13 protein-coding genes and 2 pseudogenes are annotated in these 15,330 nt (G+C 70.5%); 11 read left to right on the top strand and 4 right to left on the bottom strand.

The window, feature by feature from the left end:
* Window positions 1-240, top strand: a pseudogene (locus tag ACWGJO_RS26955) (IS5/IS1182 family transposase); the annotation flags it as partial.
* Window positions 241-259: 19 nt separating this feature from the next.
* On the opposite strand, the gene ACWGJO_RS26950 reads toward ACWGJO_RS26955, so the two are convergent.
* The 3 genes from ACWGJO_RS26950 to ACWGJO_RS26940 all read right to left on the bottom strand — a co-directional run bounded on the left by ACWGJO_RS26950 (window position 260) and on the right by ACWGJO_RS26940 (window position 2,322).
* Complete coding sequence (locus tag ACWGJO_RS26950) at window positions 260-466, bottom strand: hypothetical protein (protein WP_452187581.1); 207 nt, start codon at window positions 464-466, stop codon at window positions 260-262.
* 689 nt (window positions 467-1,155) lie between these two features.
* Window positions 1,156-1,968, bottom strand: a complete 813-nt coding sequence (locus tag ACWGJO_RS26945) for a hypothetical protein (RefSeq protein ID WP_452187579.1) — start codon at window positions 1,966-1,968, stop codon at window positions 1,156-1,158.
* A gap of 222 nt (window positions 1,969-2,190) precedes the next feature.
* On the bottom strand, window positions 2,191-2,322 hold the full coding sequence (locus ACWGJO_RS26940) for a hypothetical protein (protein ID WP_452187577.1): 132 nt from the start codon (window positions 2,320-2,322) through the stop codon (window positions 2,191-2,193).
* A 312-nt stretch (window positions 2,323-2,634) separates the two neighbouring features.
* Here ACWGJO_RS26940 and ACWGJO_RS26935 point away from each other — a divergent pair, with 312 nt between their 5' ends.
* The 10 genes and pseudogenes from ACWGJO_RS26935 to ACWGJO_RS26890 all read left to right on the top strand — a co-directional run.
* Window positions 2,635-3,177: a hypothetical protein gene (locus ACWGJO_RS26935; protein ID WP_452187575.1), complete on the top strand. Its 543-nt coding sequence runs from the start codon at window positions 2,635-2,637 to the stop codon at window positions 3,175-3,177.
* A 502-nt stretch (window positions 3,178-3,679) separates the two neighbouring features.
* Window positions 3,680-4,216, top strand: a complete 537-nt coding sequence (locus tag ACWGJO_RS26930) for an ester cyclase (RefSeq protein ID WP_452187573.1) — start codon at window positions 3,680-3,682, stop codon at window positions 4,214-4,216.
* 189 nt (window positions 4,217-4,405) lie between these two features.
* On the top strand, window positions 4,406-5,881 hold the full coding sequence (locus tag ACWGJO_RS26925) for an amidohydrolase family protein (protein WP_452187571.1): 1,476 nt from the start codon (window positions 4,406-4,408) through the stop codon (window positions 5,879-5,881).
* Complete coding sequence (locus ACWGJO_RS26920; protein ID WP_452187570.1) at window positions 5,881-7,122, top strand: M20 family metallopeptidase; 1,242 nt, start codon at window positions 5,881-5,883, stop codon at window positions 7,120-7,122. The genes ACWGJO_RS26925 and ACWGJO_RS26920 overlap by 1 nt, the downstream gene beginning before the upstream one ends.
* Complete coding sequence (locus tag ACWGJO_RS26915) at window positions 7,067-7,960, top strand: GNAT family N-acetyltransferase (protein ID WP_452187568.1); 894 nt, start codon at window positions 7,067-7,069, stop codon at window positions 7,958-7,960. Before ACWGJO_RS26920 ends, ACWGJO_RS26915 begins: the two co-directional genes overlap by 56 nt.
* The gene (menC, locus tag ACWGJO_RS26910) at window positions 7,957-9,063 is read left to right on the top strand and encodes an o-succinylbenzoate synthase (protein WP_452187566.1); all 1,107 of its coding nucleotides are present in this window, start codon (window positions 7,957-7,959) and stop codon (window positions 9,061-9,063) included. Before ACWGJO_RS26915 ends, menC begins: the two co-directional genes overlap by 4 nt.
* Before the next feature lie 76 nt (window positions 9,064-9,139).
* Window positions 9,140-10,798: a PucR family transcriptional regulator gene (locus ACWGJO_RS26905; protein WP_452187564.1), complete on the top strand. Its 1,659-nt coding sequence runs from the start codon at window positions 9,140-9,142 to the stop codon at window positions 10,796-10,798.
* A gap of 531 nt (window positions 10,799-11,329) precedes the next feature.
* Window positions 11,330-12,718, top strand: coding sequence for a serine hydrolase domain-containing protein (locus ACWGJO_RS26900; protein ID WP_452187562.1), 1,389 nt, complete (start codon window positions 11,330-11,332; stop codon window positions 12,716-12,718).
* Window positions 12,718-13,611, top strand: a complete 894-nt coding sequence (locus ACWGJO_RS26895; protein ID WP_452187561.1) for a serine hydrolase — start codon at window positions 12,718-12,720, stop codon at window positions 13,609-13,611. Before ACWGJO_RS26900 ends, ACWGJO_RS26895 begins: the two co-directional genes overlap by 1 nt.
* A gap of 196 nt (window positions 13,612-13,807) precedes the next feature.
* Window positions 13,808-14,417: pseudogene (locus ACWGJO_RS26890) on the top strand (transposase); the annotation flags it as partial.
* Window positions 14,418-14,573: 156 nt separating this feature from the next.
* Here ACWGJO_RS26890 and ACWGJO_RS26885 read toward each other — a convergent pair.
* Complete coding sequence (locus ACWGJO_RS26885; RefSeq protein WP_452187582.1) at window positions 14,574-15,215, bottom strand: alpha/beta hydrolase family protein; 642 nt, start codon at window positions 15,213-15,215, stop codon at window positions 14,574-14,576.
* Window positions 15,216-15,330: the final 115 nt, after the last annotated feature.

Raw genomic sequence — 15,330 nt, 5'->3', positions numbered from 1 at the left:
ATCCCGGAGAAGAGGGACCAGAGCGCCAACCGGAAGAAGAAAGGCAGCCGGGGCGGCCGGCCTGTCAGCCACGACGCCGAGCTCTACAAGGAGCGGAACACCGTCGAGCGCCTTATCAACAAGCTGAAGGCCTGGCGAGGCATCGCGACCCGGTATGACAAGAGCCCGGAAAGCTACCTCGCAGGCCTCCACCTCCGTGGCGCGATGATCTGGATCAAGGACCTCACCCGAACCCATTGATCACGACCGAATACGTGCCCTAGAGGGCAGCCAGGCGGGGAAGGCGACAGCGCACCTCGTCAGCACCGTCGAAGTCGAAGTCCTCGCCCATGTCGAACTCCAGCGCCGAATCCAGGTCCCGCCCGGCCCAATGGCGCTTCCACGCCTCGTGAAAGGCATCAGCGTCACCCGTGAGGCGTTCGAACGCGCGGCTGGCCGCGTAGTTCACGTCCTCGTCGGAGATCACGTAGTCGTCGCCCCCGGGCGGCTTCGATCACTGCGGGGTGCTCGCGCGAGACCGCTCCCTCCCCGGACGGCACCTTCAGCCGAACCTCTGAACCGGTGGATCGTCGCCGCTGGGCCCGGCGGTGACTGTCAGGAACACTCCCGGCGCGCCGACGACGGCCGGCCCTTGGACGAGCGGCTCGCCAAAGCCGGCGGCCTGCCCGCACACCGGGTGTTCCGCCCGCCGGTGGACCTTCGTGACGATCGGGTGGTGGCCCGGCTGCTGGCCGGGGAGACCCTGGCCGACCGGCTCGCGGTCGCCCGGTACGCCGCCCGCGCGCGGCCGGGGTTCTCGGTCCAGGCCGTGCGGGCGGACCTCGTCCGCGGACTGCTGATGCGGGCCTGGCGGGTGGCCGAGGGCCGGGTGGACGAGGAGGCGTCCACCCGCGGGCTGGGGTCGGTGGTGCGGGCGGTGGACGCGGCCAGGGCCCTGGTGCCCAGCTCCCTCGATCCCACCAGCTCCGCCACGGCGACCAGGGTCCTCAGCGGTGGCGAGGAGGAGCTGGGGAACGCCCCACGGGGCCTGAGGGTGTTCGGCCGCCACCTTGGTGACCGGCCGTCGCCGACCTCGCGCCCGACTTCGTCTCCCTGGTGCCCGCGATCCCGAACCGGGGCCGCACACGGAGGTGAGCGGGCCCGGCTCCGGATGGTTCAGCCGAGGAAGGGATTGGGGCTGGCGGCGAGGCCGTCCGCGGTGAGGGTGTCGGCGAGGTGGGTGAGTTGGGGGTGGGTGGAGGCGACGGTGCGCAGGAGGTCGCGGACGCTGGGCGCGGGGTCGAGTCGGCGGCCGCGGCCGCTGGTGAGCAGCGGGCCGGCCTCGGGGCTGCTGTGGGGCGCGGCGGTGCGGCGGCGGGGGATGTAGTCCTCGACGGCGAGGGCGACGGGCGGGGGGAGTTCCTGGAACTCGGTGCCGCCGCCCTTGAGGGTGACGCGGGCGGTGGTGCGGTGCTGCTCGCGCGTGATGTCGGTGACGTCGAGGGCGACGGCCTGGTGGGCGCGCAGGCCGCGGCCGAGGACGAGGTAGCCGAGCGCGCGGGCGCGGTGGGGCATCAGCCCGTCGTACCGGTCGAGGGCGGAGACGTAGAGGGTGGACTCGGCGCGGGTCAGGGCGGGCCGGCCGGGGAGGTCGGCGACGGAGGGGCGCAGAGTCTTGGGGGCGGGGTTGACGATGCCGGGGTCGAACCGCTGGGCGTGCTGGTAGAAGCCGCGCAGCGCGCTCACGAGGAAGGCGCGGGTGCGGGCATTGTCCGCTCCCGCGGTCCAGTTCTTGACGTCGCGGCCGCCGGCGGTCCAGACCCGGGGACCGATGTAACCGATCCAGCGCATGACCTCGCGCGGGTAGTTCAGCTGGGCACTGTCACCGAGCGGGGTTGTCGTCAGCCAGTCGGCGAGTACCTGCTCGGGATCGAGGTGGAGGACTGGGAGCTCGTGCTCGGGGGTGGGCTCGCCGACTGGGGTGCGCATGGGACCAGGGTGTCACAGGCCTGTCGGAGGCGGGTCGTAGGTTGGCGGGATGGAGCTTGATGGCTTGGGGGGAGTTGGAGCCGGGGTGGTCGTGTGGCGTCCGGAGGCGAAGACTCGGTCCGGAAGCATCGGGTGGGAGGACCCTGGCACCGGCGAGTACACGCGGCGGTGGGAGGTGCCGTACCGCGAGCACTACACGGTCTGCCTCATGTGTCACTCGCGCTACGAGGCGGTGAAGGCGGGGATCACCGGGAGCGGGCGGAAGCAGGACAAGATCAGGAACACGGCGCACAAGCGGTGCCGGTTGTCGAGCATGAGGGTCGGCAGGTGGAGTTGGCCGGGGTTCAGGCGCATGCCCGGGATGGTGACAGAGTAGACGGGGGTGGTGCACTTGTCTCTTCGTGCCATCAGGATTGACTTTCTATAACAGCCCTAACGTCACCAACTACCTTGGCCAGCCTTCCGAACCGCCGTTTCCACGTGTACGTGAGGGGCGCGCGCGGCGCCGGCTGAGTGGGTGGCTGGGGTCTGTGGCTGTTATAGAAAGTCATTGCGGGGTGGTACGGGCGGCCCTGCGCCCGCTGGAAAAGTGTCCGACAGGCGGCTCTCCAACTCCTGCGTCAGCGGATCATCGACGCCCGCCCGGGCTACGAGGCCCACGACGACGTGGTCGAACGCGGCTTCGAGGAATCGAACCCGGGCCTTCAGGACAACCTGCTGACCGATCCTCCGACCACGGGCGTGGACGGCCTGTCCAACGACGCCGACGACCCGATCAGTCACAACTTCTCCCTCCCGGACGGCTCCTTCGTGGTCACCTACGGAACGAACCACGTGGCCACCCGGCAAGCGAGCTACTCCAGCGTCACCCTCAACGCCGGCGCCAAGGAAGCCGTGGCCGTCGCCGCGGTGAGCAACGTCGACATGCAGGGCAGCGCGAACGACTTCATCGCCGACCAGCCCGACGCGGACAAGCTCTACGCCTGGACCTTCAGCCGCGCCGGAGCCACCGGACCCTCCGGACCACACGTGACCGCGCTCCCATCCGCAGGGGCCGACTTCTGCGCCCAGTACGGGACCGACCGCCCCGTCGACATGGGCACCCTCCGCACCGTGGCCCGCGCCTACATGCAACCCGAAACCCTCACCCGCCCCGCCCTCTCCTCGCTCCTCCTGGACCGGCTGCTCATCTTCACCCCGAAGAAGTAAGTGCCGGTCCGATCCCGATGCACGAGAAGGGCCTCCTGGCAGCTCGAAGGGCGACGACGCCGACGGAGGATCCAGGAGGCCCTTTCGGCACGATCTCGGCATGCCCCTCGTCGCGCAGCAGACCGTAACGGCTCTCATGCGGGCGTGCGGTGCGAGCCGCTCTTCCATGGGACGAGGAACCGCAGGGCGGCTGCACCGAGACCGTCGCGCCGCCCCGGGAAGCCGGTCCCGCCGCCGGCCGGGGGCGGGTGTCCCCCGTGTCGCCACCCGAACCGTGCGGGCCGCCGAGTGCCCGCTCGTCCGGGCCTCGGCAGCCCTCGCCCGGATCGGTCAGACTGCCGGGGAGGGGACCTGCCGATCACTCCTGCCGATAGCGGCGATCCGCGTCGGATCCCCTCGCCCGAATGGCACCGTCGTGGGTACCGCGCGAGGCTGGTAGGAGCTCCGGGATCCGACGACGGACCACCGCCGACCACCGCCGACCACCGCCGGGAGGCCGGTCATGAACGCGCCCACCCCGCCCCTCGCACCCGTGGACGTCGCACGCGGTGCGGCGGACGCCCTCAGCGCCGGTGATCTGGACCGGTACAGCGAGCTGGTCCACGACGACGCCGTCTTCGACGTCATGCCCTTCGGGCAGCAGCACGGGCGAGTCGCGGTCCGCACGTTCTTCGAGGAACTCCGAGGCGCTCTGCCGGACCTCTCGTTCGCCGCGGAGGCGGTGACGGGGGACGATCGGCACGCAGCCGTCGAGTGGCGGATCCGTGGCACGTTCGACGGCAAGCCGTTCCAGGGCTTCAAACCGAACGGACGCACATTCGACATCCGGGGCATCGACTTCTTGGACATCGACGACGGTCGGATCCGGAAGGACCGGATAGCCTTCGACGGCGCGCAGTGGGCCCGGCAGCTCGGGCTGCTACCGCGCCGCGGCTCGGCAACCGAACGCGCGATGACGACCGCCTTCAATTCGAAGACGCAAGTCGTGGCGTGGTGGCGGGAGCGCAGGAGCGCGAGCCGGCACGACGGCCACCGCTAAGGCCGGACACGCCGCACGCCGCCGCGGCATCCTCGCTCGTGAGACCTTCAGCGGTCTCCACCCAGAACGCGCACTCCACGTGGGTTCGTGCATTCGCGTGGATCCGGCGCGCCGGATTCGTCACGCCGGACGAACGGACCGTACGGCAAACCTCCTAGGGTCGCCAGCAGCGACGCTAGGAGGCGAACCATGCGGACACTGTTGCGGGGCGGTCGCGTCATAGACCCGGCTACGGGCTTTGACGGCACGGCTGACGTGCTGATCTCCGACGGCGAGGTCATCGCCGTCGGACCAGGGCTGCCGGCATCCGACGACCAGGTCGAAATCGATGTCGGCGGGTACATCGTCGGGCCCGGGTTCATCGATCTGCACAGCCACGTGCACTCCATCGCGGGCCAGCGGCTGCAGGCGATGGACGGTGTCACGACGGCGCTCGATCTGGAAGCCGGGCTGATGCCCGTCGAACGGGCCTATGCCGAGGCGGCCGCGGCGGGACGCCCGCTTCACTACGGCTTCTCGGCTTCCTGGGGCTCGGCGCGGGCCAAGGTGCTCGCCGGTGTCGAGCCGGACGCGAACATCAACACCGGGCTTTCCGTGCTCGGCGATCCGGCCTGGCAGCGGTCCTCATCGCGGACCGAACTGGCCGCCTGGCTGTCCCTCGTGGAGGGTGAGCTGGCGGCGGGCGCGCTCGGCGTCGGTGTACTGCTCGGGTACGCCCCGGCCAGTGATCCGGCCGAGTTCCTGGCGTTGGCAAAGCTGGCCAAGCTGGCCGAGGCGCCCGTGTACACGCACGTTCGCGAGCTGGTCGAGATGGACCCGGCCACGCCGGTCGACGGGACGCAGGAGATTGCGATCGCCGCGGCCGAGACCGGTGCCGCGATGCATCACTGTCACGTCAACAGCACGTCCGGACGGCACGTCGACCGGGTGCTCGCCGCGCTGGAGTCGGCCCGTTCGGCCGGCTCGCGGGTGACGGTCGAGGCCTATCCCTACGGTGCGGGCAGCACCGGCATCGGCGCGGCGTTCCTTTCGCCCGAGCGGCTCAGGATGAAGGGTCTCGGCCCGACGCGCGTGCTGATGCTGGAGACCGGCGAGCGGATCGCCGACGAGGCCCGGCTGCTGCAGGTCCGCGCCGAGGACCCGGGTGCGCCGTGCATCCTCGAGTTCCTCGACGAGGAGAACCCGAAGGACCGGGACCTGCTGCACCGGACGCTCGCTTTCCCGGATTCGATCGTCGCGAGCGACGCCATGCCGGTGTACTGGCACGGCGGCGGCAACGAATCCACCGAATGGCCGCTGCCCCCTGGCGGTGTGACGCACCCGCGCACGGCGGGCACGTTCTCCAAGTCGCTGCGGTTGATGGTGCGCGAGGCCGGGGTCTGGACTTGGTTGGAGGCGTTCCGGCGCTGCTCCTACCTGCCCGCGCGGGTGCTTGATCAGGTCGCACCCGGCGCGCGGACCAAGGGCAGGCTGAATGTCGGCGCGGACGCGGACATCGTCGTCCTCGACCCCGCCACCATCACCGACACGGCCACGTACTTCGATTCGACCCGGACCGCGGTCGGCGTCCGGCACCTGTTCGTCGCGGGTACCCAGGTGGTCCGCGACGGGCGGCTGCTCACCGACGCGTACCCCGGCCGGCCGCTGCGGGGGGAACCACGCTAGTGGAATTCAGCTTGGAGGCTCTGCTCACCGACATCGAGACACTGGTGTGCTGCGAGTCCCCGTCATCCGACCTCGACGCGGTGGCGCGCAGCGCCGAGGTGCTCTCGGACCTCGGCAAGAAGTTGCTCGGCGTGGAGCCGGAGCGGATCGTCCTCGATGGCCGGACGCATCTGCGCTGGCGGTTCGGCGACGGCCCGGCGCGCGTGCTGCTGCTCGGCCACCACGACACGGTCTGGCCGGTGGGTTCCCTGGAAACGCACCCTTTCTCCGTGGCCGACGGGGTCTTGCGGGGGCCGGGCTGCTTCGACATGAAGGCGGGCGTCGTGATGGCGCTTCATGCGGCCGCTGCATTGCCGAGCCGGGCCGGATTGTCCATTTTGATCACTGGTGACGAGGAGCTGGGCTCGCCGTCGTCGCGAGGGCTGATCGAGGCGGAGGCCCGCGGCTGCGAGGCAGCGTTCGTGCTGGAGGCTTCGGCGGACGGCGGCGCGCTCAAGACCCGACGCAAAGGCGTTTCCCAGTACCGGATCGACGTGACCGGCCGCGCCGCGCACGCCGGTCTCGAACCGGACAAGGGGATCAACGCCGGGATCGAGATCGCCCACCAGGTGCTCGCGGTCGCCGCGCTCGCCGATCCGGAGCGCGGGACCAGCGTGGTGCCGACACTGCTGGCGGCCGGCACGACGACCAACACCGTGCCGGCGACGGCCGTGGTCGAGGTCGACGTGCGGGTGTGGGACGAGGACGAGCAGCTCCGCGTCGACCGGGCGGTGCGGGCACTGCAACCGGTGCTGGCGGGCGTACAGGTGCGGATCAGCGGCGGGGTCAACCGTCCACCGCTGGATGCTGCTTCTTCGGCCGCCTTGTTCGGGCTGGCGCGGGAACTGTCCGCGGAAACAGGGCTGCCGAAGTTGACCGAGGCGACCGTCGGCGGCGCTTCGGACGGCAACTACACCGCGGGGCTGGGAGTTCCGACTCTCGACGGTCTCGGAGCGGTCGGCGGCGGGGCACACGCGGATCACGAACATGTCCTGGTCGAAGAACTGCCCTGGCGGACCACATTGCTGTTCGCGCTGGTGGAAAACGTGTTGGCGAAGGGGGGTCCGTCGATTCCGAAGAATGCGGTGGACTCTTCTGGTCGATCCCGACGGCGACCCTCCGGGGCAGCCGAGAAAGGAGTATCCCGTGACGAGTCTTTCGATGAATCCACAACGGCCGGTCACACCGGAAACCCGTGCTGAGGCGGTCGCGACCGCGCGGGCGGCGGCCACCGCGTCAGGGGTCGAGGTGCGGGAGATCGACGAGATCGCCGAACTGGCCGCGGTCGGAGTGCTTTTCGAGAGGATCTGGCGGTCGGCGCCGGGCACTCGGCCGGTGACCACGGAGCTGCTGCGCGCGCTGTCGGCGGCGGGGAACTACGTGGCCGGCGCGTTTTCCGGCGGCGAGCTGCTCGGCGCGTGCGTCGGGTTTTTCGAAAGTCCCGGAAAGGGCAGTCTGCACAGTCACATAGCAGGAGTTGCCGGGGCCGGCGCAGGACGTGGAGTCGGGTATGCGCTGAAAATGCACCAGCGCGGCTGGGCATTGACGCAAGGTGTTTCGGCCGTCAAGTGGACGTTCGATCCGCTGGTGCGCCGCAATGCCTATTTCAACCTCGGCAAACTCGGCGCGCTGCCTGTGCAGTACCTGCCCGACTTCTACGGGCCGATGAAGGACGGCATCAACGGTTCGGGCGACACCGATCGGCTGATGGTGTCCTGGGACCTGGCCGGCACGGCAGTGCGGGCCGCCGCGTTCGGTGAGCCCGTCCGGACCGATACGAGGACCCTGCTCGACCGCGGCGCTGCTGTCGCGCTCCTGGTGGACGCCGACGGCGGCCCGGCGGCGGGCTCGGCGGATGCCCCGGTGGTGGTTGTCGCCGTCCCTGCCGACATCGAGGGCTTGCGCGGCACCGACCCCGGCAAAGCGGCTGCGTGGCGGGCCGCGCTACGCGAAACGCTCGGCGGACTGATGTCCTCCGGGGGCCGGGTGACCGGCTTCGACCGGGCCGGTTTTTACGTGATCTCCAAGGAGGAGCAGTGAAACTCAGCGGTGTGGAACTGCGCCGGGTGCAGATGCCACTCGTCGCCCCGTTCCGGACTTCGTTCGGCACCCAGTCCGTACGCGAGCTTCTGCTGCTGCGGGCGGTGACACCGACGAGCGAGGGCTGGGGCGAGTGCGTGACGATGCCCGGCCCGTTGTACTCGCCGGAGTACAACGACGGCGCCGAGCACGTGCTGCGCCAGTACCTCATCCCGGCGCTGCTGGCCGCGGAGGACGTCACGGCGGCGAAGGTGACGCCGCTGCTGGCCAAGTTCAAGGGCCACCGGATGGCGAAGGGCGCGCTGGAGATGGCGGTGCTCGACGCCGAACTCCGCGCGAGCGAGCGCTCCTTCGCGGCCGAGCTGGGGTCGGTGCGGGACACCGTGCCGTGCGGCGTCTCGGTCGGGATCATGAACACGATCCCGCAGTTGCTCGACGTGGTGGGCGGGTACCTGGACGACGGCTATGTGCGGATCAAGCTGAAGATCGAACCGGGCTGGGACGTCGAGCCGGTGCGCGCGGTCCGTGAACGCTTCGGCGACGACGTGTTGCTGCAGGTGGACGCCAACACCGCCTACACCCTGGGCGATGCGCCGCATCTGGCCCGCCTCGATCCGTTCGGCCTGTTGCTGATCGAGCAGCCACTGGAGGAGGAGGACATCCTCGGCCACGCCGAATTGGCGCGCCGGATCAAGACGCCCATATGCCTGGACGAATCGATCGTGTCGGCGCGCGCGGCGGCGGACGCGATCAGGCTCGGCGCGGTCCAGATCGTGAACATCAAGCCCGGTAGGGTCGGCGGTTACCTCGAAGCGCGACGGGTGCACGACGTGTGTGCGGCGCACGCGGTTCCGGTGTGGTGCGGCGGAATGATCGAAACCGGCCTCGGCCGGGCGGCGAACGTCGCGCTGGCCTCGCTGCCGGGCTTCACGCTTCCCGGGGACACCTCCGCGTCCGACCGGTTCTACCGGAGCGACATCACCGAGCCGTTCGTGCTGTCCGACGGGCACCTGCCGGTGCCGACCGGTCCGGGCCTCGGCGTGACGCCGATTCCGGAGCTGCTCGACGAGGTGACCACTGCGAAGGCGTGGATCGTTTCGTAACCCGGCACGAATTCCGGGGATAGATTGGCCCGATCGAACCATCCGGTTGGACCGTGGCTGGATCTACCCTCGGGGAGTGCTGACACCCGTGCCGAACAAGCCGCACACGAGTTTGGGACGCGTCCTCGAAGCCCTCGGGGACGTCCTCCTAGAGCCGGTCGCCGTCGGCCGGGACACCCGGCGTCTGCTCGGCGGCGTGGTGATCCACGATCCGCACGACGACACCGAGTTCCCGGCCAAGGCGGTCGTCCTCGGGGTCGGCCTGCGCGAAACCGACGAGATCGCGAAGCTGCTGCACACCGTCGGCGAACGCGGGGGCGCCGCGCTGGTCGTGCGGTCGCCGGTCCCCACGTCGAAGGAGCTGGTCCGGGCGGCCGACTCCACCGGGGTCGCGCTGCTCGGGCTGGCCGGCGGAGCGTCGTGGGCGCAGCTCGCCGCGATGCTCCGCACGTTGCTCGCCGAGGGCGACGTCGGCGATGTCTCCCCGCAGTCGCTCGGCGGGATGCCGTCCGGCGACTTGTTCGCGCTCGCCAACGCGGTCGCCGCACTGCTGGACGCGCCGGTCACCATCGAGGACCGCGACTCGCGCGTGCTCGCGTTCTCCGGCCGCCAGGACGAGGCCGATCCTTCCCGCGTCGAAACGATACTCGGCCGCCAGGTGCCCGAACGCTTCACCCGCCAGCTGGAGAAGGAAGGCGTTTTCGAACGCCTCTACCGGGACCACCGGCCGGTCTACGTCTACCCGGACGGCTACGACGAGAACATCGCGATGCCCAGGGTCGCGGTCGCGGTCCGAGCCGGCGACGAGATCCTCGGCTCGATCTGGGCCGCAGTCGACAGTGAGCTCAGCGAAGAACGCACCTCCGCACTGGTCGACGCCTCGAAGATCGTTGCGCTGCACATGCTTCGGCTGCGCGCAGGTGCCGATGTCGAGCGCCGGTTGCGGGCCGATCTGGTCAGCACCGCGCTCGAAGGAGGCTCCAGCGCGCCGGAAGCCATCGCACGCCTTGGACTACTGGGGCAGCCCACCGTCGTGCTCGCCATGGGACTCCATGAGGTCCCCGACGACGACCTCCGGCTCGTCGCGGAGCGCCAGCGAGTCGCCGACGCGTTCGCCATGCACCTCAGCGCCATCCAGCCCCGGTCGGCGGTAGCGCTGGTCGGCGATGTCGCGTACGGCATCGTCCCGGTGCCCGGGAACCAGGGCGACTGGCGAGAACGCTCGGCACGCGTCGCGTCGACCTTCCTGGAACGCACCGGCCGTGGGGCCGCCGCCGCGATCGGTGTCGGACCGCTCGCGCTCGACGGCTCGGGCCTGCGTGCGTCCCGCGACGGGGCCGACCGCGCGTTGCGCGTGTTGCTCACCAACGGCGGCACCAAGCGAATGATCACCGCCGAGGACGCGCACATCGAAGCGCTGCTGCTCGAACTGGCGGACCTCTCCGCGGCACGCGGGGATGTCGCGACCGGGCCGATCGCGCGGCTGCTGGCCTACGACACGAAGCACCAGTCGCAGCTCGTGCACACGCTGCGGTGCTGGCTCGACTCCTTCGGCGACATCGGCGTCGCGTCGACCGCCGCGTACGTGCACCCGAGCACATTCCGGTACCGGTTGCGCCGGGTCGCGGAGGTCGGCGCAATCGATCTCGACGACCCGGGAGACCGGTTCGCGGCGATGGTCCAACTGCACTTGCTGGCTCGGACGGGAAAAGCCCTCCCGGTTGAAGAGGCCTGACAGGGCCGGTTGCTCCAACCCTCCGAACGTTGCAGCTTCCTTCGCCAACCTGTGCCGGCGGTACCGGGCGGCCGCCGGTGGCCAAGTACCCCGACCCGGCCGGCCCGGTCGAAGCCCTGGCCAGCTGAACCCGACGCTCTCGTCGATGCGGAACTGCCGGACGTCCACGAGATCCGGGCACACGGGCCGGCCACACCGATTGCGCTCCGGGTTCCCCGACGGCGACCAGCGGTGAGGCCGGCGCGCTGCTTGCCGTGCGCAATGAGGTCGGCGTGGGCGAGTACCGGGACGGAGGCCAGTACTCGGTCGGCGTGTCCACCCGTGCCGAGGACGCCCGTTCCCGGTGACCGAGCGCCCCGCATTCATCGGTTTCGCCGTGGCGACGGCGGTGAAACCGCTGTGCACTGTCTGATTCGTCCGGGCGGAGGAACTTTCCCCGCGCTCTCCTCGGTCCGGACGAACAAGTGACGCGGGCCACCGACCTAGCATTCCGGAAACGTCGGACCATCCTCACGGGGACGGAAGGTGCACATGTCGAAAATTCATGAGATCCAGACTTGGCTCCAGGAGAACTTCGCCGCTCTGTTGGCCGAGCATCAGGTTCCTGGCGCCGCGATCGCGGTGCTCGCCGACGGCGAGGTGATCGACCACGCGGCGGGCGTCCTGAACAAGGCCACCGGGGTGGAGTCCACCGTGGACTCGCTGTTCCAGATCGGGTCGATCACCAAGGTGTGGACGACCACCCTGATCATGCAACTGGTCGACGAGGGCCGCCTCGACCTCGACCGGCCGGTGCGCGACTACCTGCCGGAGTTCGCGCTCGGCGACGAAACGGCCGCGGCCGCGATCACCGTCCGGCAGCTGACCTGTCACACGGCCGGCTTCGAGGGCGACGTCTTCACCGACACCGGGCGCGGCGCCGATGCGGTGGAGAAGCTCATCGCGACGCTGTCCGACGTGCCGCAGCTGTTTCCGCCGGGCGAGCGGTTCTCGTACAACAACGCCGGCTACTGCGTGCTCGGCCGCATCATCGAGGTGCTGCGCGGCAAGTGCTGGGACGACTGCGTGCGCGACCACCTCTTCGTGCCGCTCGGCCTGACCCACGCCGCGACTGGTCCTTACGACGCGATCCGCTACCGCGCCGCGGTCGGCCACATCGTCCCGAAGCCGGGCGAGGAGCCGGTGCCCGCGCCGATCTGGGCACTCACCCCCTCGAACGCCCCGGCCGGTTCGATGCTCGCGATGCGCCCGCGGGACCTTCTGGCCTTCGCCCGAATGCACCTGAACGACGGCAAGGCCGACGACGGCGGCCGGGTGCTGTCGCCGGAGTCGGTGGCCGTGATGCGCGAGGCGCAGGTGGAGGTGCCCACGCTCGGAATCATGGCCGGCCGCTGGGGTGTCGGTTGGATGCTCTTCGGTTGGGAGGGCGGCGAGGTGATCGGCCACGACGGCGGCACGATCGGCCAGTCGGCCTTCCTGCGCGTGGTGCCGGAGCGAAACGTCGCGGTCGCGTTGCTGACCAACGGCGGACAGCCGGTGCACGTCTACCACCAGGTCCTTGGAAGGCTGCTCGCCGAACTCGCCGACGTGAGGATCCCGCCACTGCCGCGGCCGAACCCCGCGGCCGCCCGGGCCGACCTGTCCCGGTACGTGGGCGAGTACTCGTCGATGGTCGCCGACAACGTCGTCACGGCGGAGGACGGCACGCTGTGGATCGAGCGCACCCCGAAGGGGATCTTCGCCGACCTCGGCGGTGCGCCCCCGGCGAAGCATGAACTGCTGCCCTACCTCGACGACACGTTCGTCGCCATCACCCCGGACTTCCCGGGTCTCTACCGGGCGCACGCGTTCGTCGGCGACGACTGCACCGGCCGTGCCCGGTTCCTCCACACCGGGCGCGCCGACCGACGCGTGTCCTGATGAGCGGGATCCGCGAACAGATCGAAGCCGTCTTCGCCGAAGCCGGCACGGAAGGGTTCCTGCACGCTCGCGAGGTCGGCGTGCCGGACGGACCAGACGTGTCCGTGGGCGGCGACGACCCGGTGGTGCTGGCGTCGGTGTTCAAGATACCGGTGGCCGTCGCCTACGCTCGCGAAGTCGTGGCGGGACGGCTCGACGAGACGGAGCGGACGCTGGTGACCGCGCGATACCGGATCGGCGGTATCGGCACCGCGGGCTGCGCCGACAACGTCGAGATGAGTTGGCGCGACCTTGCGCACTTCATGCTCACGATGAGCGACAACGCCGCGACCGACCTGGTGTTCCGCCGCGTGGGCCAGGAAGCGGTGGACCGGGTTCTGGCCGACCTCGGACTGGCCCGCACCCGGCTGATCGGTTGCTGCGAGGACCTGTTCGCATCCGTCGTGGCAGACCTCGGCGGGAACGCGGACTCCGACCTCGAAGCGCTGCTGGGCGAGGCCACGCCGGAGCAGATGCTGAAGCTCTCGTTGCGCGACCCGGAACGCACGACTTCCTCGACGCCGCGCGAGATGACTGCGCTGCTCGATGCGATCTGGACCGATCAGGCGGGCGAACCCGAAGCCTGCGAGCGGGTCCGCATGACCATGGCCCAGCAGGTCTGGCCGCACCGGCTGTCGTCCGGATTCCCGTCCGGAGTGCGGATCGCGGCGAAGACCGGGACGCTGCCCGGCGTCCGCAACGAAGCGGGAGTGGTGACCTCGGGGGACGGTCGCCGGTTCGCGGTCGCGGTGTTCACCCGCGCCCATTCCCTCGAGGACCGCCTTCCTGCGGTCGACGCGTCCATCGGAGCCGCTGCCCGGGTGGCAGTCGACCACCTCCACAGCAGAGTGTGAGTCACCGCAGCGGATGCGTGGCCAGATCGTGTGTCAAGGGACAGTGGGATCTGCCTCCGGCGCGAGTTCCGTGAAAGCCGCCCGCGGATCCTGCCGGTTGGCGATCATGTCGGGTGCCTGTTGCTGATCTTCTCGCCGTCCTGTTCCCTCAGTTCGCGCTGCTGAACGTCGAGTCGGTCAGAGCAATCGGCCCGTCGAACCCGTTCGCCGGGCGATACGCCAACTGCCTGACAAGGTCTGGCACCCGGCCCTCGAACAGGACGGCTCCCCGCGTGAAGGCGCCCAGGTCGCCGAGCTGACCGGCCTGGTCGATCTTCCGGGCCTGCCCGAGGGCACCCGGATCCTCGTCCACCGCGAACGCCCGCACCCCGGCGCCCAGCTGTCTCTATTCGATCCGGACGAGGGCATGCGCCACCAGGTCTTCCTCACCGACACCCCCTACGGCCAGGGCTCCCAGCAACTGCTGGAGGTCCGCCACCGCGCGCACGCCCGCGTCGAGGACCGCATCCGCTGCGGCAAGACCACCGGCTTCGGCCGGTTCCCCTCCTGCCACTTCCAGATCAACGCCGCCTGGCTGGAGCTCTCCCTGGCCGCCATCGACCTGCTCGCCTGGACCCAATCCCTACTACTGGACGGAGAGTTGGCCACCGCAGAACCGAAGAAGCTCCGCCACCGGCTGCTGCACGCCGCCGCATCACCCGCGGCGCCGCCGCCTGCACCTCCGGATCGCCGCCACCTGGCCCTGGCGCCACGACCTCGCGACTGCGTTCGCCCGGCTGCAGGCCCTGCCCCGGCCCGTCACCTGAACCAGGAAGCCGCCCCTGCCCGCCCGCGACCCGAGAATTTTTGGAGACACCGGCCACCGCATCGGGTCCTCGGCACGGCTCGCGACCGCACACGGCCGGCAACACCGCACCAACGCGATAAACCCAGTTCAGCCGAGCCCACCTGAAAAGCGGAGGCTAGAGCACCACGTCCGCCAGCCAGGCCGTGACCGTCCCGGTGATCAGTGCCAGCGTCTCGGCTGCCGGCACTGGCGTCGACTCGGGCACCGCGAAGACATGGTCCACCGCCGACACCTCGGTCAGCCGCCAGCCCGCCGGCAGCACGGGGAACTCCTCCGGCCCGCCGTACGGGTCCATCCCGCCCTGGACGACCAGCGTCGGCAGCCCGCTGCCGAGCAGTTCCGCAGCCCGCGAATCCTCCGGCCGGCCCGGCGGGTGCAGAGGGAAGGCCATCGCCAGCACGGCCACCGCGCCGCTCGCCGCACCGGTCCGGCAGGCCACCCTGGCCCCGGCGCTGCGCCCGCCCACCACCAGCGGCACGCCCTCGGCGGCCAGCCGCTCGGCAACAGGCACCCAGCCCGCGTCCAGCATCTCCGAAGCGGGTGCCTCCTTCTCGCCGGCCACCTTCCAGGGCTGCTCGACCAGAGCCACGGTGATCCCGTACGCGGGCAGTGCGGCGGCCAGCGCGGCCAAGTCCGGCGCCTCGATCCCGCGCCCGGTGCCGTGCCCGAGGCCAAGCACCGCGCGGGCCGGGCCGACCGACCGGTGCCAGCTGATCCGCGCATTGCCCACCGGCGTGGCCACCACGATCCGCTCGATCGCCGCCGCGCCGCCCGGCCCGCCCGCCGTCACGCCGGCCGCCTTGCCCGTCGTGCCGGTCGCCGTCAGGTTAGGGATGCCAGTCTCGTCTGCCACCCGATCATCGTAGATCGCG

The sequence above is a fragment of the Kitasatospora sp. NPDC054795 genome (assembly GCF_053611565.1).
The sequence above is the reverse complement of the archived record's forward strand: the minus strand, read 5'-3'. Positions and strand labels throughout refer to the sequence as shown.

What these genes read in the sequence shown, in the direction of transcription:
- ACWGJO_RS26895 (WP_452187561.1), top strand. Translation starts at nt 12,718, where the DNA reads ATGAGCGGGATCCGCGAACAGATCGAAGCCGTCTTCGCCGAAGCCGGC.
- ACWGJO_RS26945 (WP_452187579.1), bottom strand. Translation starts at nt 1,968, where the DNA reads ATGCGCACCCCAGTCGGCGAGCCCACCCCCGAGCACGAGCTCCCAGTC.
- ACWGJO_RS26930 (WP_452187573.1), top strand. Translation starts at nt 3,680, where the DNA reads ATGAACGCGCCCACCCCGCCCCTCGCACCCGTGGACGTCGCACGCGGT.
- ACWGJO_RS26925 (WP_452187571.1), top strand. Translation starts at nt 4,406, where the DNA reads ATGCGGACACTGTTGCGGGGCGGTCGCGTCATAGACCCGGCTACGGGC.
- ACWGJO_RS26900 (WP_452187562.1), top strand. Translation starts at nt 11,330, where the DNA reads ATGTCGAAAATTCATGAGATCCAGACTTGGCTCCAGGAGAACTTCGCC.
- ACWGJO_RS26940 (WP_452187577.1), bottom strand. Translation starts at nt 2,322, where the DNA reads ATGCGCCTGAACCCCGGCCAACTCCACCTGCCGACCCTCATGCTCGAC.